The organism is Patulibacter sp. SYSU D01012, from assembly GCF_017916475.1.
In the GTDB taxonomy this organism is placed as follows: domain Bacteria; phylum Actinomycetota; class Thermoleophilia; order Solirubrobacterales; family Solirubrobacteraceae; genus Patulibacter.
In genome coordinates this window covers 520,203-542,398 of record NZ_JAFMTB010000002.1, presented here as the reverse complement: position 1 = coordinate 542,398, position 22,196 = coordinate 520,203, and the positions used below count along the sequence as shown (strand labels likewise).

Here is a 22,196-nt window from a genome sequence, read left to right as displayed (position 1 = left end):
ACCGCCCCGCCGGCTCGGCGTCGTCCTCGCCGCCCTCCTGGCGGGGTTCCTCGCCCTCGGCCTGCTCCTGCGGCCGAGCCACGCGGGCGACGTCCTCGACGACCGCGCGATGCGGGCGCTCGGCGCGCTGGACCCCGCCCCGGACGGCGGCGCCTGGCTCGCCGTGACGCGGCTGGGCGAGCCGGCCTCGTACGCCCTGCTCTGCGTGGCGCTCGTGCTCGTCGCGGTGGCGCGCCGACGCCCGCGCTGGGCGCTCGCCGTCCCCGTGACCATGCTCGGCAGCGAGCTGTGCGCCCAGGCGCTCAAGCAGCTCCTCGCCGCGCCGCGCCCGGGCGTGCCCGCCGGCCGGCTGATCGGCGACGCCGCGTGGCCGTCCGGGCACTCGACCGCGGCGATGACGGCGGCGCTCCTCGCCGTGCTGCTCGCCCCGCGACGGTGGCGGGGACCGGTCGCCCTGGCCGGCGCGGTCGGCGCCCTCGCCGTCGGGATCGGCATGGTCGTCACCGGCAGCCACTACCCGACGGACGTCGCGGGCGGCTACCTCTGCGCCGGCATCTGGGTGACCGCGGCCACGATGGCCGTGGCCGCCTGGGACCGCCGCCGGCCGCCGGTCCGCGCCCGCGGCGGCGACGCCGCCGCCGTCAGCTGAGCCGGTCGGCCCAGGCCGCGACGCGGTCGGCCGCGGCGGCGGCGCCGTCCTCGGTCGCCAGGCGGGCGGCGACCGCGCGAGCCCGCTCCCCGTGGGACGGATCGCCGACCAGCCGGCGCAGGCGGCGCGCCAGCGCGTCGCGCCGCAGCCGCGCGAGCGGGAGCGCGGGCGGGCCGACCCCCAGCGCGGCCAGGCGGTGCCCCCAGAAGAACTGGTCGGCGAGCACCGGCAGGACGAGCGTGGGGCGGCCGTGCCGCAGGCCGCGGCCCGTCGTGCCGGCGCCGCCGTGGTGCACCACCGCGCGCACCCGGGGCAGCAGCGCGTCGTGCGGCACGTCGCCGGCCACGTGCACGTCCGGGCCGTCCTCCACGTTGGCGCCCAGTCCGGCCCAGCCGCGCTGCAGCACCAGGCGCACCCCCACGTCGCGGGCCGCCGCGACGAGGACGCGCGTCGTGGCGGCGGGGTCGCGGACGGGCATCGATCCCAGCCCGACGAGCACGGGCGGCGGCCCGGCGGCCAGGAACGCCTCGAGCGTGGGGTCCAGGGGCGGCGGCCCCGCGGCGGGCGGGGCGTCCCACCACCACCCGGTCAGGACCGCCCGCTCCGGCCAGTCCCGGGGCCGGGGGACGACGTGCGGGCTGACGCCGACGACGGCACCCGCGCGGACCCGCCGCTGCGCCCGCGCGGCGCGCACCCGCTGGGGCGGCAGGCCCAGGACGTCGGCGCGGCACGCCGTGACGGGCCGACGGAGCAGGACGGTCGCCAACGCCTCGTCCGCCGCGTACGTGGCCCGGTTGCCGCGCCGCCCGTAGCTGCGCGCCCCGGCCCACCGGTGCGCTGGTTCCTTACCCCTGGTTCCTTTCTGTGGCCGTGTCGGACGACCAGTCGCGGTGGCTCCGTTCTATTGCTCGGCAATGTCGACGTAGTCCACCCCGACAAAGTCTTGGGGCGCGTCGATGAGCAGTCCGTTCTCTACCGTGACGGACCAGTTCGGTGAGGGAACGGGGAAGGGCTCGTTCACTTCTCCGACGACGAGTCTTCCGTCGTGGTCGTCGACCGCGTTCCACTTGGGCACGTCCTCGGCGGCGACCTTCCCGTGCCAACCGGAAGCGCCCTTAGTGGGGAGGACCTCTGCGTAGAGTTCGCTGTCATCGACGTAGAAGTTTCCGAACGGGGGTACGGCCATGCGCGGAGCATACGGCGTCCGCCCAAGCCCGTGGTTGAGGCGAGCTTGCTAGTCCGTTGGCCCGGAGAGTTCAGCTGTGCCGCGTCCGTACTTCGTCTTGAGCTTGAGCGTCCGGTAGTAGCGGCGGCCGTTGTACTCGGAGGGGTCTGAGGCACGGACGGTCACGTGCGTCTGGGGGAAGTATTACTTACCGCTGGAGCTGCGCTCGGCGTGGATGGCTCGGGACCTGCCGGTGGCGGTGGCGACGGTCTTTCCCCAGTTCTTCCACCTGAGCCGACGCAGGTCCGAGGCTTCGGCCAGGGACTGTTCGGCGGCGAACGTGAGGCAGTTCCGGGGCTTGGAGTGCACCCGCCGTAGGGCCTTCCCCTTCTTGCTGTACGCCCAGCACGTGATGGTCGTCTTCGCCGGCGCGACGGCGGGCCGGCACAACTGGAAGTCCAGTGCGACCTTGGCCGGGGCGTCTACGTGCGCGCAACTTCCCTGGCCGTCGTTCGCATCGGACGTAACGGGCGCCCATTCGGCACCGTCGAACGCCGCGAGGATGTAGCCGTCTCCGCCGACGCACGCGGACGGGAGGGGTGTGCGCCCGTCAGGAGCGCCCCCGTGTCGTGTATGGGATGGGCGCCGTTCAGCGCGCGAGGAGTCGGAGGGTCTGGACCGGCGCACGCTGAGCGTCCTCCTCGGAGCGCAGCCCGAGGACATCGCGGCAGAGGCGCATGAACGCCTCTCGATGCACCTGGTGCGCACGTCGTCCGCTGATGCCGAGCGTCGCGCCAAGCACCTTGTACGTCGAGTGCGGCCCCAGGAGCTCCAGGCGGTCCGTCAGGATGAAGCGGCTCCGACGGGGTAGCTGTTCCCACGCAGTCACCAGGACCGTGACGAGTTCATCCGAGAGGGGCAGGCCCTCGTCGAGGACGCGTCGCGCGAGTTCCGCGATACGCAGGTCGGACTGCAGCCCAACGTCGGGGTCGGGACCAGCGCGCCGCCAAACGAACGCGTCCGCCGAATCCTGGACGGCCGTGCCCTCGGCTCCGTGGTGCGCGAGCGCTGCGAGCCAGCTACCCCACCGCCGGCGGTACGGCGCGGTGCTCGGCAGGTGGAAGTCGACGACGCCCTCGGTTTCGGCGCGCGCAAGTGCGTCGGCTCTCCACGCATCGAACTCCGCCACGGTGGGCGGGTGGCCGATGTCCCGCATCGCGTCGAAAAGAAGCCGCGAGAGCGTCTTGTCGCTGTAGCGCCAGACGCCGCCCACTCGGCGGACGAGACGGCCGGTCGCATCGGGGTCAACCGTCGGGTCCGCGCGACGGCGCGGCACGTCCGGTGACACGGGGGCGCCGCAGCAGACGACCTCTCGGACGAGAGCCCGCTGCCCTCCGTCGAGGGCCGCGTACTGGGCGAGCAGGTCCCGGATGCCACGGCCGCTCATACGCGCGAACGTAGGAGCAACGAGCTCCGAGAACCGGACCATGGCTGGTCGCGGCGACCTTCGAGGGATGCTCTCCCGCAACAACCGCAGAACGTCCTACCCGGCGTAGATACTGCGGCGGTGCCAGACGAGCCACCGAAGTCCAAGCCCAGAGGCGTCCGTCGAGCGCCCGCGGGAAACGAGGCGGGCCGTCTGTTGAGCGACGACCTGATTCCCGACCAGGCGCTCCGGTCGACTGACCAGGACGCGTTCAACCACGCGGCAATCGCAAGCACCCTCGCCGACCTCGTGCTCGAAGGCGAGCGTCCGCTGAACGTCGCGCTCTTCGGTCGCTGGGGGTCGGGGAAGTCGAGCATCTACGAGCTTCTGCGCCGGGCGGTGCGAGAGCGCGACCCGAGGAAGTCGGTCGAGCTCGTGCGGTATGACGCCTGGAAGTACGGCGGCGAGTCGTTGCAGCGCAACTTCATTTCGTTCGCCGCGACCAGCCTCGGGTTTGAGGAGTCGGTTCGAGCGAACCGGGACTTCCACCGCGGCCTCTACGAGAAACGCCGCGGGACCGAGCTGTCCTTCGCCGCAGACAGCGACACGAACTGGGCTCACCGCCTAGCGCCCCTCTGGGTCTTCGGTGTGGTGTTCGTCGCGCTTGTCGTCTTGTTCAGCGCGTTGGTTGGGTCGGCGTCCGTACTGACCGACGAGAACTTCCTCGGCCAGGTCGCTCAGAGCCTCCCCGGTTTCCTGGTTTCGACCGGCGGCGTCGCCGTCTTGGTCGCGGGGGCCAAGCTGGTTGCTGACGGAATCACAACTGAGGTGGAGCAGTCACAGCCGAGCGCCGAGGAGCAATTCTCGAAGACGTTCGACAAGCTCGTCAAGCAGGCCAGAGAGGACCGCGGCAGAGACCGCCTCGTCTTTTTTATCGACGAGCTCGATAGGTGCTCACCGGATGACGTCGTGGCGACGCTGACGGGCATCAAGACGTTTCTGGGAAACGACAACTGCGTCTTCATCGTCGCCGCCGACCGAGAGGTCCTGGAGAGCGCCTTGGACGCGTTGCCGCAGAGTGCGCCCTACGACCCCGATGCACCGTATTACAGCTCGGCGAGCTCCTTCTTCGACAAGATTTTCCAGCACCAGATGCCGCTCCCGCCCCTGCGCGGGCGTCGACTTACGGGGTTCGCCCGGGCCCTCGTCCTGAACCGCGGGGGCCTGTGGAAGGACCTTCGCGCTGCGCAGGAGCCCCACCGGCTCCTCGACCGCGTGATGTACGTCCTGGTGCCTTCGCACGTCAGGAGCCCACGGCGCGTCAAGGTGCTCCTCAACGCGTACGCCACGAACGTACGCGTGGCTGAAGGTCGAGGCATCGAATGGCTCGAACACGCGTTGGAGCTCGCGAAGCTGACCGCCCTCCAGACCGAGTTCCCGGCGCTGGCGGCGGACTTGCAGCAGGAGCCCCGGCTCCCGGAGTACCTCGTGGCGGCGCCGCCGGGTCTCTCGCCCCGTGTCACGGCACTCATCAGGCGTCACGGGGGTACGCACGCGTCAGGAGCGTTCCTCGATGCCAGTGACTCGGGGGCGGCCAAGGACGCTGCCGCAGCCGAGCCAACGGACGCCCCGTTGCATTCGCCGGGCGCTGCGTCATTCGGGGACGGCGATGCGAGGGCGCTGGCCCGCACGCAGCACGCACTGCTGCGCCGCTACCTCGAACGAACCGCCGACGTTCCCTCGCCAGGCCGACGCCTCCTGTACTTGGAGGCGGCCGGGCTTGCCGTAGGGCTTGAGGACGGGGCGTTGGGCGAACTCATCGAGAGCGACGCACCCGAGTCACCCGCGCGGGTCGTCGAAGCGATGCACGGCCGTTCTGACAAGGAGCGACGTCAAGTCGTCCGGGTGCTGGCAGACATGAGCGAGGGGGAGTTCGGCGAAGAACGAAACAACGTGGTGACAGCGCTCCTCGGCGTTGTCGGGCTCGTCGATGGCCCTCTCGGCCGCGACGGTGACGCTGCCCTTGCCGCGATAGCCGCCTACGAACAGGAGCGTCCACTCGCCGGGGACCAGTTGATTCTTGCGCTGCCCCTCGCGCTTCGGACAGAAGGTCCTGCTGCAAGGGAGCTGGTCACGAGGCTGTCTGACGACCCCGAGCTGCTCGCGACACGCACCAGCGTGGCACGTGCCGCCGCCCTCTTGGGAATGACGCCGGACCCGCTCACGGCGCGTATCCACACCCGTGTTGCGGAGGCGCTTGACGACGGCGACGCCACCCCGCTCGTTGACGCGCTTGAGATCCTCGGCGACGACGACGCCCTCGAACTGCTCCATGGACAAGACGTCCGACAGAGCATCGGCGCGCGCCTCGGGGAAGACACCGAAGACTTCGCTGCCAGCCTCATCGCGGGTGTGGGAGCGAAGCCACGGACCGCGGTGTGCCTCCAGAGGGAGCTGCTGATGCAGAGGTTCACCTACGACGTGGCGTTTGCGAACGCGGCGACGATACGGCCTCTGCTAACCCCGTCCGGAGCGAACGACCACGCGATGCTCGCGCTGCAGCACGCGCCGCAAGAGCATTGGAGCGAGTGGGTTAGCTACCTGGACCCGACCGAGCCCGGCGGCGTTGGGTGGGCTGGATTTCCCGTGGAGCGAATGCTCGAAATGTACGGTGCTGAGGCCGCTGCAGCCGACGCGCAGACGACCCTCGCCGCTCTCGTCCCCTTCCTGAACGCCGTCGGCGAGGCACGCCTGACAGCCATCGTGGAGGCCGCGACAGCCACGCTCACATCGAACGTTTGGTGGACTTCCGAGGACACGGTGCAGGAACAGGTCGAGAGCCATGGGTTCATGCGCACACTCGTGCGCGCACCCGACCCCGAGCTGGTCGACGCAATCAACGTCGTGATGTTCCGGGACATCGAACGCGCTCGAATCACAGCGGCCTCCGCCGGCGTCTCCGCGAACGGCAACGCGATGAACGGTCTACGTCTCCTTGGGAGCGACCTGCGGCCCATAGACGCGGCCGCTCTGTACGTCGCCTGGCGGGACAGCTTCGACGAGCCTGAGGCCCCAACGCAGCAGCTCTTGACGCTCGCCCTTCTTCGTCTTGCGGCTGTCGCCATCGGCGGCGGGATTGACCTAGACGTCTCGGGTCTGACCGTCGACCGTGTGCTGGCACTTCCGGCCGAGTGGCGAAACAGGTCTGACTTGACGCCGGCACGCGATTGGCTGACACTGCGCCCGCCGCCTGAGGACGTCGCGAGCCTACTGATGGCTTCGACCACGAATCCGCGTGGTCTGGAAACCGTCCGGAACTACGCGCAGAGGCTGACCTCCGAAGAGCGCACGTCCCTCGCCGAGGCCCTGTACAGCTCAGAGGCAGACGCCCGCTGGCTGACCGTCGTCGTAGGCGAAGGCGCTGACGACGTGGCGCTTGTGTCGTTGATGGCCAAAGACCTGCGTCAGGCCGGCAACGACCCCGAGCGAAACGCCATAGCCCGGTATATACGCGCTCTCCGGCCACTCACCAGCGCAGCTCAGAGAGCCGTCGCCGAACTCGCTATCGAGCTCGTCGGAGAGAAGAAGGTCGGACGACTTCGCACCGCGGTGTCGCTCCTCGAAGAGCTCGGCACCGAGCATCGGTCCGCGACGGCCTTGAAGTCGACGTTCGCCCGCGCGGTAGATGAGGGCGGTCCCAAGCTGAAAGCCGGCGACGAGCGCACCTTGGCTGGAATCAACGTCACGCTGCCCAAGAAGTGCTTCGAACGTCGCACCTCGCCGTTGGGCAAAGTCCGCGATACCGTCGAACAGAAGGCACGCGACCTCACGTCGCGCAAGCGGCCGGGGAGTTGACGTCGCGCGCCGCCAGAATCGCGCGAATGAACGGCGGCGAGCCGAGGCCCCAGCGTGCGGAACTGACGCCGTCGCTCGGCGCAAATCCCGCACGCGAACATCGGCCGGCGACCAGGCCGAACCTCTAGTGGCGGGCCCGGAAGGCCTTCTCAATCGGTGCCGGCACGGCGCGATTCCAGAGCCGTCCGTGGTTGAACCAGTCGGCGGCGGGCTCGGTCTTGATGACACGGGCCGCAAGCTCGATGAGGTGCTCGTCGGCGAGACTCCAAATGAGCTCGCGAAACTGCTCACCGACGGGGTACCGCTCATGGTGGGCGCCGACGTTCAGCAGCTTCGTCAGAGCGGCGATGCGGACGTCGTCAGAAGTCTCGGCGGTGAAGGCCGCGGTGCAGAACCGGGCGACGTCGTCGCAGTACGAGAACGGCAACCGACCGTCGGTGCGGGCGAAGTACCGGTCGACGGTCCGCGCGAAGTCGCGGGGCATGACGGTTGCGTACTGGTGGATGAGCGAGCGGTCGAGCGTCGGGACGAGGTCGAGATACAGCTGCTCGTCGGCCCTCTCACGGTCGAGGAGAGCATCAAGCCGGCGGAGCGCTCCGATACGAGCGGCCTCGTCGGGGGCGGTGCCCCACCTCTTCACGAGGGCATTGGCTTCCTGGAGTGGCGCTGGCGTTGGCCCGAGGCCCCGTACGAGGACTTGCCAGGCCTCGTGTGCGTCGCCGGCATCTTTGAATCGCAGGGTTGGCTCCTCGTGGCAGCAACGTTCGATGAACGGCCTGAGGAGCGGGTCGGAGACGTACTCCATGTCTGGCGGGCCGAAGCGGGGAGTGCGCCCGACGAGGAGCTCCCAGAGCATCTTGCCCAACGAGTAGACGTCTGACGGCTTCCCGCCGTCGGCAGTCGAGTACTGCATCTCGGGCGCGACGTAAGCCGCGGTACCGACCCCGTGCTCGGTGGGCGAGTACTGCGTTGCGTCGGCGGCGATGTTCTTGCCCATCCCGAAGTCGCTTACGAGAGCCCGTCCGTCGGCGAGCAGGACGTTGTTGGGTTTCAGGTCCCGGTGGAGGATGTTCTCTTCGTGGGCGTACGCCACTGCTGAGAGCACGTCGCCGAAGACGCCCAGGTACCAGTCACGTGTCCGCACGCCGTCATTGAGCTCGGAGGCGAGGTTCCTGTCGGCCTGCGGCATGACGAAGTGCGGCTGGTCGCGGTCCAGCGAGCTCGACACCACCCGAACGATGTTCGGGTGCTTCAGACGGCTCAGCATCCGGGCCTCCGACCGGAACCGACGGGCGGCTTCGTCGTCGTCGAGCATATCTCTTCGGAGGAACTTGGCGGCTAGGCCGTCCTCGACAACGACGTCGTGGGTGTCGACTCGTCGGCAGGCGTAGACCACGCCATAGGCGCCAATGCCGAGGGTGGTTTGCAAATGAAGTCTGGTAGCCACGCCGCGCCAGCGTAGCTGCCAGTGGACACGAGACACTGACTGAAACCCCAGTCATAGACGGACATTTGAGGGCTCCGTTTCGATACGGCCGACCGCCGTCGCGAGTGAACTGTGCGCCGCTCGATGTCGTTAGGCGCGCTGCCGCCGGTCCGACCTAGCGAGGCGAGGAAGGGCTTTGCTGGGTCCCGCAGAACCCGTGCGGGTGTCAGTCGGACCGGGCGGGGATGAGGCGTCGAGCGTTCCCGCGCGGCGGGCGCGCGACGACGTGATGCGCGGCTCTACGCACTCCCGTGGAAGGACCAGTACCTCGTCTGGCAGCAGCTCGGCGAGTACCTCGAACCCGCCCCGGAGCCGGAACTGCGCGGAAGCGTTCAGCTACGCGACCGAGCCGCAGCCGTCGAGAACGTCCGCAGGGCCACCGAGCACGCGAGCCTCGGGCCCGACGAGCAGCTCACCACCGTCCAGTACAGGGATGCTGCTTCTGAGTTGGGGCTCTCGACGCGCCTCCAGCAGGTCATTCGCGCCTGGGGTACCTGGCGGCTCGCTCGCGACGCCGCTAGCGGCAGACAGGTCCCCGCAACGGTCGAGCAGCAGGCACAGCGCCGGGCCCGCTCGGCGCGCACGTACCCGGGAGGACCACCTGACGGCCGTGCGTCTCTGGTTGGCGGGGACCACCGAAGTCTCGCGGTCGGGGACGGACTTCGACGCCTGGGCGAAACGGCACAACGAGCAGCATCACGACACGGCGCCCCTTCCGACGTTTGGTGCGATTCAGAAGGCACTCTGCCCGCCTTGGGCCGGCGTGCTGCGAGTCGCTCGCGGCGAGGTGGCGGTGGACGACGCGCGTGCTCGACATCTAGAGGACCTCATCAGCGCGACGGGTCAGTACCGCCTGGTAGCTGTCACGGGCATCGCGCTGATGACGGGGAGCTCAACGGCAGACGCCGCGCGACTAGCGAGAGCCGACACGTCCCCGTCGCCAGCTGTCCGGCTCGGGCCTAGTGACGCCTGGTTCGTCCATGATGTCGAAGCTCACGTGGAAGGCCGCGCTATCGCGAGGCGCGCACCGTACGAGCTCTCTCGCCAGCTTCTCGACTTTGCTCGCGTTTCTCAGGCGGCCAGAATCAAGCCGAACACCCTCATCGCGGGCGTCCACCGCCGGCAGTGGCATCTGACACCCCGGCCCGCTGGGAGAGTCGGCGCGCGGCATTTCTGGGAGCAGAGCTCCGTAGACGCTTGGCTGCACGCGCGGGCGAACCCCGAGACGCCGCCGTCGCCATGAGCGGGCGGAGTGGTCGCTCCGGTAAGCGAGCATCGCCCAGCGCACCGCACTCGCTACGGTGCGCCGCGTGTTGCAGGCACTCGTGCTCACTTTGAGCTTCTTCGCGGCCTGGCTGCTCACGACGGTGGTGCACGAACTCGGGCACGCGAAGGTCGCAGAGGCGAGTCGAGAGAACGTGCTCGTCGAAGTGGCAGGCCCCCCGCTCGTCAGCTTCCCGGTGGGTAAGTTCGGCCGGTCCCGGACGTTGGTTCGTGTCGGCCCTTGCAGCTTGCGTGGTGGTCGGTGCCTTCACGAGGGCGACCAGCTTCCCAACGCCGAGTACCTTCGGCTCTACCGCTCCGGATGGCGAGCGACTTTGAATCTCTCGTTCGTCGGCGCCGCAGCGTGCACCCTTCTCTCCGGCCTGCTGTTGTTCGTCGCTGGCAACGGCGGCCTGGTCTTGGGGCTCGTAGTCGGCGGACCATTCGCGGGTGTGCCGTTTCTTCACTCCTTCGAGAACGCCCTCGTGAAGCACTCCGGCAAGCTCGGAGACGACGGTGACGTAAACCACGGCTCGGACGCGTGGAACGTCGGTGAAATCAAGAAGGCATCGAGGCACGGCATGCAGTACGCCCCGATGCTCATGAACGACGACGAGGTCAAGTGCTTCCGGGAGGCATGGAAGTCGTCGTAAAGCGGCATGCACTGACGCAGCTCGACGCACAATCGACCATGGCTTCAGAAGCAGGGATCATTGGCGGTTTCGGCGGTCTCTGCGTTGGAACGTGTTCGCGATTTCCACCGGGCAGCCCTGGACCTACTTCGGCCCCGCTCCCATTGCCGGATTGGCCTGGTTCAGCGCGGGCACACTCATCACGATGATTCTGCGGCACGTTCTCAACGGCGTCAGCACCTGGTTCAGCGACACGGCTCGTCGACACGCACTCGGAAGTCACCGCTTGCGGGGACCTGCGCTGTCGGGACAGCGTCGGACTTGTGTTCGTCGGCTCCGGCGGCGGGAGTGGAGGAGAGGCCGCATGGGACGCAGCAAGCCGCAAGCGCGGGAGAAGCGCGGCGAACCCGTCCGTCCGTGACCGCCGGCCGGTGTCTCGACGGGTTCGCGAACGCTGGCGCCCCGCTCACGCCTGTCCTGCCACGGCAGCTAGGCAGGTGGCCGTTTGACCATGGCCTCCTCGACCGTCCAAAGAGCTTCGCCGACAGGGACCTCTAGTTCGCCGGATAGGCGTTGGCTAGCGTCCAATGCGGCTGCCTGCCGCCTCACGGTCAGCGGAGCGGGAGACGCCTCGTCGAGCAGCACCCATATGGGCCGCAGCCGAACCGTCCCTTCAGGCCTGACGTCGATTGGCGAGTACGTCACGCTGATGCGGTCTTCGCGCACGTCGACGTCCGGTGCGGTTAGCGGACGGACGCCGCGTTGTGGCGGGACGAACCGGATTTCGCCCCCGAGGGGGATGTGACCAGGAGCGGTTCGGAAGTCGCGGGGCACTGTCGGCTCGTGTTCGTAGGCGAGGTCGCCTTCAATCCGAAGACGCCTACGACACCTGCAGTCGCGAACTCCACGGAGACCTTGCCGCCGGTGAGGCGTTCACGGTGGGAGTCCTGACGGCGAACGAGTACTCGCCAATCCCGTGGTTGAGTGCCCGAGCCGGGAGCGTCGCCGCCACGTGGGCCGCCAGCTTGTCGACGTAGTCCGCGACTTCCGCGCGAGAGTCTTCGGACGAGCGCGGGTCCTCCCCGACGACCCCGGTCGCGATGTACCGAAGCGTCGGGCCCCACGCGTTCAGCCCCAACCCAACAGGAACTTGGTTGAGCAGCCCTGTCGGCGACGTTCAACGAACTCCGCTATCAGTCTCTCGCCGTTCGCGAACCGCTCCAGCCCGTCGGCCGAGTCGTCGAGCAGGACCGCGACGTCTAGCGCGCGCCCCTGCTCAAATGCCTGAGCCCGACGAACAAGCATGTGGACATCGTCGGCTGATGCCCGCACCGTCTTCGCGCCGCGACGAACGAACAAGGTCCCCGCGTCGAAGGCCGAACCTCCGCCCGCGGGCTGGAACGTCTTGCGTGCCGGATGAAGAGGGTCTCCCGGCTCAGGCGCCTCATCGGTGATGACAAGAACCTCGACGCCGCCGAGTTCTACGTAGGTTGGTGTCCATCGTGGTCCGGCCCCGACGTACCGAGCGAGCTGGTCTTCGAGCTTGGCGCTGTCGAGCGGCGTTACGCCAACGAGGTTCTGCGGTTCGACCCCGACCACGAAGTACGCGACGCCCTCCATGAACCGGCGCGCTTCCGCAGGTTCACGGTTCGCGAACCCCAGGATGCCCTTCGAAAGAGTCGTTCGAAGAACGGCCCGTGCACTAAGGTCCGTGAGGTCGAGGTGGCGCCTCCATTCGAGCCACACGGTCTCTTGCTCGCTGGCCGGCGCATCGCGGATGCACTCCACGAGCGCGCGCAACTCCCCCGAGGTTCGAATTGCCCTGGTCGTGTCAGCGGGAGCACCACGAGCACCAGTAAAGCGGCCCTGTCGGACCGGACGCCGGGGAAACCGTATCGCTGGACGCGCGGCGAACGAGTCGGCCGTCGCCCAGCTTGATGTGGCACAGGGCGCGATAGCGTGGACTATGGACTCAACGCGAAAGGAGGTATGGAAAATGGCTCAGTCCTCGAAGAAGGTCACGAAGCTCGCCAGCAAGGTGCTGCGCAGCAAGAAGAGCTCGAAGGCGTCCCGACGTCTCGCTGCCAGCGTGCTCCGCCAGGCGCCCCGCAAGCGCAAGTCGAAGAAGACGAAGAAGCGCAAGTAGGTAACCGCGTCTGTTGAAGCCGCAGCTCGCGAGCACAGGCGACGATAGACGTGATTGCAGAATCCGGCGGTGAGACCGCAAGACGGCCCGCGGCCGCCGGTGGCGCTTCTTCCAGACGCGAAACCCGGCGGCTCGTAGTACCTGGAGGCTTGCGCCGCTGCGCCGAATCTGAGGCGAGAATGCCCTGGAACACCGGGCCCGCGGTGCGGCTCAAGGCCCTGCCGCCATCCTCGCCCGCGCGCCGGTCGTCGGCGGGCCCGAAGGTGATATCACCGCGACCGTTGACACGCCTGGTCTGCGACGTAAGCCTGATGGGCAGATGAGCGCCCGAGACGAGACGTACACCATCGGAGACGCGCCGATTGGCGCCGTGGAGGACGACCGTCTTGACCGCGACCGACTCGCGGAGGCCTTGGCGCGTCAGGTCCTCAGCGCGCGTCGTGAAGATGGGTTCGTGCTGGGCATCGATGGCGCGTGGGGCAGCGGCAAGACATCCCTGCTGGCGCTGCTCAAAGAGCACTTGGGAGCGGACGACCTGGCCATCGACTTCAACCCGTGGCTATATGCGGATAAGGACGAACTCGTGATGCGGTTCCTCGCTCAGGTTCGCGCACAACTTCCGGACGATGGGAAGGACGACGAAGGCGGTCGGTACAGAGCGGCCAAGAAGGCCCTCGGCCGCTTCCAGGGAGCGATGGCGCCCCTGACCGGTCTAGCCGCGCTACACCCGGCCTTCCTCGTCGCCGGTGTAGCCGCTGCCATCGCCGACAAGGCTAAGGCGGGCGCCCAGACCGGAAAGGAAGGGGTGGTCCCAGCTACGCCCGACCTGTCTGCTGAAGAAGCCCGGGATGCCGTCAAAGAGGCGCTTTTGGGGTTGCCAGGGCGGCTCGTCGTCTTCATCGACGACGTTGACCGGCTGGCCGCCCAGGAGGTGGCCGAGATGATGCGAGTCATCAAACTTGTCGGCGACTTCCCCAACGTCAGCTACGTGGTGGCGTTCGACCGCGGACATGTCGAGCGTGCTCTGACCGAGGTCCATGGCGGTTCCGGAAGCGCGTTCCTCGAAAAGGTCATACAGGCGACCCACGAAGTCCCGTACCTACCGTCCGACCGGCTCGCAGCGCTCCTTCGCGAGGACCTGGCAGCAGCCCTTGGAGGCGCGGAACACGCGTCCCCTTTGACGTCACCGCGATGGCCGCTCGTCGAGGCGAACATCATCGCGCCCCTCTTGACTACCGTTCGCGACGTCCGCCGACTGTCCAACGTGCTCCCCGTTTCTCTCGCGCTCACTGGGGCTGACGTCGACGCCGTCGACGTCACCGCGCTCGAAGCCGTCCGGCTCGCCGAGCCCAACCTCCACAAGCTGCTCGTCGAGGCCGCACCGACCCTCACAAGAGCAACCACCGAGACCTACAAGTCCTTGGCGAGTCAGGCCTCTCAGGACCATGACCGCGACGTCGTGGGCCGCTTCGTCCTCGGGGCATCGGCGCCGAACCGCAAGGTCGCACGACGCGTCGTGCTGCACCTGTTCCCGGGGGCAGCGTCCTACCTTGAAGGCGAGCCTGTCGTAACCCTCGCCCCCGATGAGTGGCTTGCCGAGCGCCGTGTCGCGTCTCTGTCGGCCCTCCTGACATACCTGAGTAAGGCCGTCGGTCAGGATTCGGTAGGCGCAGCCTTGACCGACGAAGCGACGCAGCTCCTCAGCAGGCCGGACGAGTTTGACGCCTTGACGGCCCGGCTGTCCGAATCGCAGCTATGGGAACTCATGCGACGGATTCGTTTCAAGCGTGACGAACTGGACAGCAAGCGCATGCCGTTCGTACTGGCGGCCCTGAGCAACGTCCAGCTTCGCGTGCCGTATGACGGTCGCGGCTCTACGGACCCGTTCCTCGGAGGACTTGTGCTCCCAATCGTGCACGACCTCCTCGCGCGGGCTACGGACATCTACGACGATGAGCAGGCCTCGATGGCCTACGCCGCCGCAACGAGCCTCAGCGCGAAGTACCGCTTCATTCAGCTGTGCACCGCTCGAAGCGCGGACCTCGGCGATAGGCCGCTCCTGTCGGAACGCGCAGTCGCTGCCATCAGGGCTCAGCACCAGCAGGAGTTGCTCGCAGCCTCGGCGACAACGCTCGCCCAGGAGCAGGCGTTCTACGAGCTGGTCGAACTGCTCGTTCTCGACCACGACGCCGGACGACCCCGGCTGGCCGTCCTGATGGAGAGCGGCGACTTCCTGCGCCGCATTCTTAAGGGCTACGTCGGCACCGAGCGGTGGAAAGACGACCTCGGGTGGCACAAACGGCTAGGGGACGACAACCTCGAAACGCTGGCCGACATCGTCGGCAAAGACGCCTTCGAACGAGTCGTGCGAGGAGCACACACGCGACACGAACACCGCGACTGGGGGCCCCTCGACACCGAACGACTCCAACGAGCGCTGGCGCTCGCCGCCAACGGGGCCACCGACCCGAACACGGGACCGGAAACGTCGACGCCACCGTCCCAACCCGATGACGAGGACGAATAAGACGACGACACGACGACACCCAGCAGTGCAGCGAAGCGCCTGGCCTGTGTGAAGGTCCGGCGCTGGGCGGTCAACACAGCCCGCTTCGTTTCGGGGCGGGCGACCTTGGGCCGGTTGCGCCCCCGAACGAGCTACTCGTCGGCGAACCAGACATCGAGGGGGCGGTGGCCCGCCTCGAAGCGCAGCCGTTGGTCTGCCAGTTCGTTGCGCCAACGCTCCAACTCGACAAGCGGCACCTGCTCCGTCTGAGCGCTGCGCATGCTCTCCTGCGCCACGAGGCGCCCAAGGTCACGAATGAACCCATCGACCGTCTTAAGCGCCCCAAGACTCGGCCGCTGACCGTGGATGACCGCGTTGCGACACCGTTCCGTGCGTTCCAAGAGCCGCCCGAAGAGCTGTTCCTGCCCGTCCAACCACGCGACGGCGGCCTTCGGCTCGCGGAGAACCTCGACGGCGTCCCGCACCAGACGGTGTTCCGGACGATGTTCTGCGATGGTCGTGGCCAGCGGACCGAAGTACGCCTCCAACTGCGTTAGGCCAGTGGCCGACCAGTAGCTCGTCGAGGAGTCGTCGTCATCGCGCGGCCATACGAGGTCCTCGACCATGTCGGCGAACGGATGCCAACGGCCGTGAGCCTTTCGTGCCCTATCCGGGCGTGGATGCACATTGCGTGGGCCCACCGGAGCCGCTGCAAGCGCAACCAGGGAGCAAGGAGGTACCGCTCCGTCACCTCCGGCCAACCCTTGCCCTTGACCTGTACGACACTCAAGGTGCGCTCCAGAGCCCTAGGGCCCAACGCGACTCGCTGCTCTGCACGAGGGATACGCGAAACAGCGATGACCCACCGGGCATCCTCGACAACACTAGGATGCGGTCCTCGCCGACCCCCGCATCAACGTCGGCATTCTCGAACGCCTCAACTACGTCGTCCCACGCAGCCGCCGCAACGTCAGGCAGCCGAAGCCGTTCACTGAGCACCTGCGCCGCGAGGCTCGCGGACCTCGCACCAGGCCCCGTCTCTAGCTCCTTCGCCCCGAGAGCGCTCCGAAAGTTCCTCAACGCGGGTCCAATCGCCGCCACGGTCGCGGGCCCAAGCCCCCGGCACATGTCATACGCGTCCTCGGAAAGCGAGACGCGGTCATCCCTGTTCGTTGCACCGTGCCCGGCCAGAGTTGCCTCGCACGTGTTCCCCACCTCTTCGAGGACCGTTCCCGGCCCCATCGTGAAAAGAGACGCGCCAGCACCCCCGGCCGCGAGCTGCTCCAGAAGAGCTGAATGCCAGGCGGTCATGCGAGACAACGCCGGCTTCGCACTTATCTCGGCATCGCTGCAGCCTAGCCGCCGGCCCAACAAGCCATACACGTAACGCTAAGCGGCCTCGGCCCGCCGAAAACCGCGGAAAACTGACGCTGAGCCTTCGCCAGCCAACGAACCGGTGACCGGGCGCCAGTCATAGCGCCGAATTCTGCGCCCACGAAAGGAACCAGCGTGCCCACGCGACGGGCGCGGGGAACGCGCCGGTGGGGACCAGCGGCTGCAGCTGGGCCTGGACCACCGGCACGCCGGCGGCCTCGGCGGCGTGGAGGGCGGGGAACGTCGCCGGCGAGCAGACCACGACGTCCGCGCCCGCCACCCCGGCCGCGGTGTCCGCGTACAGCAGCCGCAGCTCGGGCTCCAGGAACGTCGCCAGCCGGCGGACCGCCCGCAGCGGGTTGCGGACCCCGGCGACCAGCGCCCGCCCCTCGGGCGCGTCCATCAGCTCGCGCACGCTGCGCCCCCGGACCGGGCGAGGCTCGACCCCCGGCGGCGGATCGGCGACGAACGGCGCGTGCGAGACCAGCCGCACCGCGTGCCCGTCCGCCGCCATCCGCGCGGCGAGCGCCCGGAACGGCTCCGCGTCGCCGCGCGAGCCGAACGTCACCAACGTGGCGCGCACGGCGTCACCAGACCACCGGGGACAGGCCCCAGCCGGCGAGCTCGCCGCGGACGCGCGCGGGCAGCGTCCCGCCCGGCCCCAGCCGGCCGGCGTCGGCGACGACGCCCAGGGTGACGTCGTCGCCCTCGCGCCCCAGGCAGACCGTCAGGTCGGTCATCATCGGCCCGCCGAGCAGGAAGGACGAGCGGGCCCGGTGCGGGCCGAGCCGACCGACCGCGCCGGGGATCGGTCCGACGTTGGAGGCGACGCCGTCGGCGGCCTGGGCGAGGACGGCCATGCGGTGCGTCAGCGCGTCCGGCAGCAGCCGCATCGCGTCGACCAGGCCCGCGGGGCCCGCGGCGGCCGGACGGTCGCGGGCGCCGGCCGTCGCGGCCCGGATCGCCGCCTTCGACGCCGCACGCACGTCGTCGAGCCGGCCGTGGGCCGGCGGTCCGCCCGGCAGCTCGACGAGCGCCCCGGCGACCGCGTTCGCGGTGACGTCGCCGCCGCCCGCGCCCCGCAGGTCGACCGGCATGAGCAGGCGCAGCGGGCGGTCCAGCTCCTCGCCGCGGGCCCGTCGGGCGTCGCGGAGCAGGTTCGCGACGACCGCGAGCAGCAGCGCGTTGGCGCTCCCGCCGTGGTCGCGGGCGGCCTCCTCCCACGTGGCGACGGGGATCCGGGCCAGGGCGAGCGTGCGGCGCGGGGAGCGCCAGCCGACGCCGTGGTCGCGCGTGCGCAGCGCCGACAGCGTCGGGCCGAGCCGCCGCAGCTCGCCGGCCGCGTCGCGGCGGCGCCAGGCCACCGCGGCCTCGCGACCCAGCCGCACGCTGCCCCCGACGCCGCTGCGCACCCGCACCGCCACGTCGGCGAGCTCGTCGACCGTGCCGGTGCGCCAGCGCGGCGCCGGGGCGGACGGCGGGGCGGCGCGCGGCGCGTCGAAGGCGGTGGACAGGATCGCCCGCGCGTCGCCGTACGCGTGGTTGACCCACAGGCTGACGATGCTGCCGCCGCCCTCGGTGCGGGCCGCGGCGACCCGCCAGCCGGCCGTGGCGGCGGGGTCGGGCTGCGAGCTGACCTCGTCCTCGAGCAGCGCGGCGAGCTGTCCGGCGCCGAGCGGCTCGGGCTCGTAGCGCATCGGCGGCAGGTCGGGGGCCGGCTGCCAGCGCAGCCGCGCGCCGGGCACGCGTGGCCGCACGACGCGGCGGCCGAAGCCGTGCGGGTTGCGGGCCAGGTCGGTCGCCCAGCGCAGGAGCGCCTCGGCGCCGACGGGCTCGTCGAAGTGGCGCACCAGGCCGATGCACGGCCGGTGGCGTCGGGTGCGGGTGGCGGTGACGTACATCGCCGCGTGGTCGTCGAGGGGGATCTTCATGGGGGAGGGGCGGGGTCGCGGAGGGGACGGGACGTCGGGGGTGGAGGGGAGGAGGGACGGAGGGGGACGGGCGGGGCTCACCAGCGGCGGTCGGGCAGGCCCCACGCGGCGAGCTCGTCGCCGAGCCAGGCGTGGACGTCGGCGCCGCCGATGCGGCCGGCGTCGGCGACGACGGCGACGCTGACCTGCTCGGGGGTGCGGCTGAGCGCGGCGATCAGGTCCAGGCCGATGGGGAAGCCCAGCGCCGCGACCGCCCGGGGCCGGTGGTCGCCGAGGCACGCGACGGAGGCCGGCAGGGCGCCGGGGTTGGTCGCGCACGCGTCGAAGGCGAGCGCCGCCCGCTCGGCCACGCGGACCGTCAGCGCCTCGGGCAGCAGGCGGGTCAGGTCGCCCACGCCGCGCACCGGCGGGGCCGTCGCCGCCTCGGCCGCGAACGCGGCCTTCATCCAGCGCCGAGCGGGGGCGAGGTCGCCGTGGTGCGGCGCGCCGCCGGGCAGCACGACGGACGCCGTCACCATCGTGGCGCGCGGGCCGGACGCGCCCTCGCGCCGCGCACCGACCGCGTCGTCGCCCAGGTCGATCGGCAGCACGAGGCGCACGGGCCGCCCGACGTCGCCGCCGCGGGCGACCCGGCCGCGGCGCACGAGGTTGGCGGTCAGCGCCGCCAGCAGCGTGTTGCCCGTGCCGCCGCGCGCGGCGGCCGCGGCGTCCCACTCGTCGGCGGGGCACGTGAGGATCGCGGCGCTACGGCCGGGGGCCGGCCGGCGGCGGGTGCGGTCGCGGCCCGCGGCGGGGCGCAGCGGCGCGGGCCCCGGGCCCGGCGCGGGCGTCGGCGCCGGGGGTCGCCGGAGCGCGTCGCGGGCGGCCCGCGCGGCGCCGCCGAGCCCCAGCTGCAGGCGCTCGCCGAGCGCGTCGAGCTCGTGCCGGAGCCCGAAGCGGGCGCCGGGGACGAACCGGGCCTCGGTCGTGCCGTGCCAGGGGGCGGGGTCGTCGTGCGGCGCGCTGGCGCGCAGGGCGCCGGCGACGGTGCCGTACAGGTGGTGGACGACGAGCAGCACGACGGAGTCGCCGTCGTCGGCGTGCGCCGCGGACAGGCGCCAGCCGTCCCCGCGCTCGGGGTCCAGCGGCCGCGCGAGCTCCTCGTCGAGCCACCGCCGCACCGCCGCGGGCGTCAGCGGCCCCTCGCGCAGGGCGACCGGCGGCGGTGTGGGGTCCACCCGCCAGTGCCGGCGGGCGCCCGGGATCCGCCGGGGGCGCACCCGGCGGCCCAGGCCGTACGGGCGGCGCGCCAGGCGGACGGCCTCCGCCGCGAGCAGGTCGCGCGGCACGTGGCCGGACACCCGCAGGATCCAGCCCATGTGCGGCAGGACCGGCCCCAGCCGCCCCGCGCGCAGCACCAGGCTGGCGTGGTCGACGAGCGGCGCCTCGGTGCCGGCCGGAACCGCGGCGTGCGGGGCGGCGGGCACGGTCACCACGCCTCGAAGGGGACGTCCCACGCCGTCAGCTCGGCGACGAGCCGCTCGCGCAGCGGCGGGCCGGCGCCGAGCCGGCTGGGGTCGGCGACGACGCCGAGCTGGATGCGGTCGTCGTGCCGGGCCAGCGCGACGGACAGGTCGCTGCCCAGCGGGAACGCCATGAGGACGGCGTCCGTCGCGACGCGGCTGCCGAGACGGCGGATGCCGGGCGGCAGCACGCCCACGTTCGACGCGGCACCGTCGTAGTGGCCGTGCACCCCGAAGACGACGCGGCGCGTCACGTCGTCCGGCAGCAGCTTCATCGCGTCGATCGCGCCCGGCGCCACGGGCACCCGGCCGGTGCGCCGCACCTCGTCGGCCGCGGCGGCGAACGCCCGGCGCGTCTCGGCGCGGACGTCGTCGAGCGCGCCGTGCTGCGCCCGGCCGCCCGGCAGCAGCACCGTGGCGCTCGTCAGGCGGATCGGGCCGACGGACGCGGTCACGTCCGGCACCTCGTCCCGGTCGGCCAGGTCGACGGGCACGATCAGCCGCACGGTGCGTGCGACCGCGCCGCCGCGGGCGGCCCGCGCCTCGCGGACCAGGTTGGCGACGGCGGCGACCTGCAGGCTGGTGGGCGTGCCGCCGAGGGCGCGCGCCCGGGCGTCCCAGGCGTCGGCGTCGACGGTCGCGATCGCCCCGACGCGGCGGCGGGACCCGCGGCCGCGGCTGGGGTCGCGGTCGCGCATCGCCCCGAGCGCCCGGCCCAGCGTGGAGAGCGCGCCGTCGCGGCGGCGGCGCCAGGGCAGCAGCGCCGCCTCGCCGGCCAGGGCGGCCGTCCCGCGGGCGCCGCGCGCCACGCGTCCGGCTGCGTCGAGGGCCTCGGCCACCAGCGGCGGCGGGCCGGCCGGCAGGGTGGCGGGGTCGACGGGGTCCAGCCCGCCGTACAGGGTCGTCGCCACGTCGCGACCGGTCCCGTACAGGTGCGACATCCCCAGGGCGACGGTCGTGCGGCCATCGGCGCCCGGCACGGCCGCCAGCCGCCACCCGGCGCCGTGCTGCGGATCGTGGGCGACGCTCAGCTCGTCGTCGAGCCAGCGGCGCACCTCGTCCGCGGCGTCCGCCGGGGGCGCCAGGGCGACGGGCGGCGCCTCCGTCGCCAGCTGCCAGCGCGGCCGCGCGCCGGGGACGCGGGGCGCCCGCAGCCGGCGCCCCAGCCCGAACGGGCTCGCCGCCAGACGAGCCGCCTCGCCGCGGAGCTCGTCGGCGCTCGGCGGGTCGTCGAAGCGCGTGACGAGGGCCATGTTCGGCAGGACCGCGGAGCGTTGGGCGGCGCGGAGCATGAGCGAGCCGTGCTCCACGAGCGGGACTTCCATCCGGGGGGACCTTTCGGCGGAGGGAGTGGGGGACGCCGCCGACCGTACCCCCGCCCCGGTGCGCGCTCAAGCACACGATGTGTGCGTCGCATCACGGAGTTTTCCGCGCCTCGCGCGCATCGCCAGTGGTGGCGCGGAAGCAAACGATTTGCGGGACAAACGCGAAGCTCCGCGGGCGAAGCCTCGGCCGCGCTACGCCTTGACACGACCTGTTCCGCCTGCGCCGTGGCACACGCTGTTCACCCCCGGCGGCGGTCCCGGCGCGGCTCCGCCGGGACCGCCGCCGCGCGGCGCTCAGCGGGAGGCGCCGGGCTGCCAGAGCGGCTCCTCGGCCGTGTTGGCCGCGCGGGCCAGGATGAAGAGCAGGTCGGAGAGGCGGTTGAGGTACTTGACGACCTCGGGGTTCGCCCCCTCGACCTCGAGCGCGCGTCGCTCGGACCGCCGCGCGATCGTCCGGGCGACGTGCAGCTGCGCGGTGGCGGGGGAGCCGCCGGGCAGGAGGAACGAGCGCAGCGGCTGCAGTTCGGCGTTGACCTCGTCGCAGCGCTCCTCCAGCCACGTCACCTGCTCGGCCGCCACGCGCAGGCGGTCCTTGCGCTTGTGGTCGGTGTCGTGGGGGACGGAGAGGTCGGCGCCCAGGTCGAACAGGTCGTTCTGGATGCGCACGAGCCACGGGCGGAAGCGCTCGGGCACGTCGGGCATCGCGAGCACGACGCCGAGGTGGCTGTTGAGCTCGTCGATGTCGCCGTAGGCCTCGATCCGCGGGTGCGTCTTCGGCACGCGGCTCATGTCGCCCAGGTGCGTCTCGCCCGCATCGCCGGTGCGGGTGTAGATGCGGGTGAGGTTGACCGTCATGGCCCGACCCTAGCGCCCGTGCTGCCCCGGCCGCCGGGGGCGGCCGGGGCAGCACGGGGGCTAGGGTCGGGCGCCCCGGGG

Annotated in this window: 17 protein-coding genes; 5 read left to right on the top strand and 12 right to left on the bottom strand. The window is 71.0% G+C overall.

The genetic code is table 11. The features are described 5' to 3' along the window. The first annotated feature begins 109 nt into the window (after positions 1 to 109). Positions 110 to 649 (top strand): phosphatase PAP2 family protein, encoded by a 540-nt coding sequence (locus J3P29_RS11935; RefSeq protein WP_210493631.1) that lies wholly within the window; start codon positions 110 to 112, stop codon positions 647 to 649. On the opposite strand, the gene J3P29_RS11930 is transcribed toward J3P29_RS11935, so the two are convergent. From J3P29_RS11930 to J3P29_RS11920, 3 genes are all read right to left on the bottom strand, one after another. Further along, positions 642 to 1,415, bottom strand: coding sequence for a glycosyltransferase (locus tag J3P29_RS11930; protein WP_210493629.1), 774 nt, complete (start codon positions 1,413 to 1,415; stop codon positions 642 to 644). The genes J3P29_RS11935 and J3P29_RS11930 overlap by 8 nt on opposite strands. Before the next feature lie 135 nt (positions 1,416 to 1,550). After that, entirely contained in the window at positions 1,551 to 1,835 is a 285-nt protein-coding gene (locus tag J3P29_RS11925) for a hypothetical protein (protein WP_210493628.1), read from the bottom strand. Between the two features lie 628 nt (positions 1,836 to 2,463). After that, a complete protein-coding gene (locus J3P29_RS11920; protein ID WP_210493627.1) occupies positions 2,464 to 3,261 on the bottom strand; it encodes a sigma factor-like helix-turn-helix DNA-binding protein in 798 nt (265 codons plus the stop codon). Between the two features lie 195 nt (positions 3,262 to 3,456). Between J3P29_RS11920 and J3P29_RS11915 the strand changes: the two genes are divergently transcribed. Beyond that, entirely contained in the window at positions 3,457 to 7,095 is a 3,639-nt protein-coding gene (locus tag J3P29_RS11915) for a P-loop NTPase fold protein (protein ID WP_210493626.1), read from the top strand. 124 nt (positions 7,096 to 7,219) lie between these two features. On the opposite strand, the gene J3P29_RS11910 is transcribed toward J3P29_RS11915, so the two are convergent. Beyond that, on the bottom strand, positions 7,220 to 8,524 hold the full coding sequence (locus J3P29_RS11910; protein ID WP_210493624.1) for a serine/threonine-protein kinase: 1,305 nt from the start codon (positions 8,522 to 8,524) through the stop codon (positions 7,220 to 7,222). 1,367 nt (positions 8,525 to 9,891) lie between these two features. Between J3P29_RS11910 and J3P29_RS11905 the strand changes: the two genes are divergently transcribed. Then, positions 9,892 to 10,497, top strand: coding sequence for a hypothetical protein (locus J3P29_RS11905; protein ID WP_210493623.1), 606 nt, complete (start codon positions 9,892 to 9,894; stop codon positions 10,495 to 10,497). Between the two features lie 1,107 nt (positions 10,498 to 11,604). On the opposite strand, the gene J3P29_RS11900 is transcribed toward J3P29_RS11905, so the two are convergent. Then, positions 11,605 to 12,276, bottom strand: coding sequence for a hypothetical protein (locus J3P29_RS11900; RefSeq protein ID WP_210493622.1), 672 nt, complete (start codon positions 12,274 to 12,276; stop codon positions 11,605 to 11,607). A 196-nt stretch (positions 12,277 to 12,472) separates the two neighbouring features. On the opposite strand from J3P29_RS11900, the gene J3P29_RS11895 reads away from it, so the two are divergent. Beyond that, positions 12,473 to 12,622, top strand: a complete 150-nt coding sequence (locus J3P29_RS11895) for a hypothetical protein (protein WP_210493621.1) — start codon at positions 12,473 to 12,475, stop codon at positions 12,620 to 12,622. Between the two features lie 319 nt (positions 12,623 to 12,941). After that, positions 12,942 to 15,149: a P-loop NTPase fold protein gene (locus J3P29_RS11890; protein ID WP_210493620.1), complete on the top strand. Its 2,208-nt coding sequence runs from the start codon at positions 12,942 to 12,944 to the stop codon at positions 15,147 to 15,149. A 131-nt stretch (positions 15,150 to 15,280) separates the two neighbouring features. On the opposite strand, the gene J3P29_RS11885 is transcribed toward J3P29_RS11890, so the two are convergent. The 7 genes from J3P29_RS11885 to J3P29_RS11855 form a co-directional block, all read right to left on the bottom strand. Beyond that, positions 15,281 to 15,754: a hypothetical protein gene (locus J3P29_RS11885; protein WP_210493619.1), complete on the bottom strand. Its 474-nt coding sequence runs from the start codon at positions 15,752 to 15,754 to the stop codon at positions 15,281 to 15,283. Positions 15,755 to 15,914: 160 nt separating this feature from the next. Next, positions 15,915 to 16,439: a hypothetical protein gene (locus tag J3P29_RS11880; RefSeq protein WP_210493618.1), complete on the bottom strand. Its 525-nt coding sequence runs from the start codon at positions 16,437 to 16,439 to the stop codon at positions 15,915 to 15,917. A 160-nt stretch (positions 16,440 to 16,599) separates the two neighbouring features. Continuing rightward, positions 16,600 to 17,085 carry a glycosyltransferase gene (locus J3P29_RS11875; RefSeq protein WP_210493617.1) on the bottom strand — a complete coding sequence of 162 codons (486 nt, stop codon included), beginning with the start codon at positions 17,083 to 17,085 and terminating at the stop codon, positions 16,600 to 16,602. 4 nt (positions 17,086 to 17,089) lie between these two features. Beyond that, a complete protein-coding gene (locus J3P29_RS11870) occupies positions 17,090 to 18,433 on the bottom strand; it encodes a hypothetical protein (RefSeq protein ID WP_210493616.1) in 1,344 nt (447 codons plus the stop codon). A gap of 77 nt (positions 18,434 to 18,510) precedes the next feature. After that, complete coding sequence (locus J3P29_RS11865; RefSeq protein ID WP_210493615.1) at positions 18,511 to 19,908, bottom strand: hypothetical protein; 1,398 nt, start codon at positions 19,906 to 19,908, stop codon at positions 18,511 to 18,513. Then, positions 19,902 to 21,260 (bottom strand): hypothetical protein, encoded by a 1,359-nt coding sequence (locus J3P29_RS11860; protein ID WP_210493614.1) that lies wholly within the window; start codon positions 21,258 to 21,260, stop codon positions 19,902 to 19,904. Before J3P29_RS11860 ends, J3P29_RS11865 begins: the two co-directional genes overlap by 7 nt. 294 nt (positions 21,261 to 21,554) lie before the next feature. Then, positions 21,555 to 22,115, bottom strand: a complete 561-nt coding sequence (locus tag J3P29_RS11855; protein WP_210493613.1) for a cob(I)yrinic acid a,c-diamide adenosyltransferase — start codon at positions 22,113 to 22,115, stop codon at positions 21,555 to 21,557. Between the last annotated feature and the right edge of the window lie 81 nt (positions 22,116 to 22,196).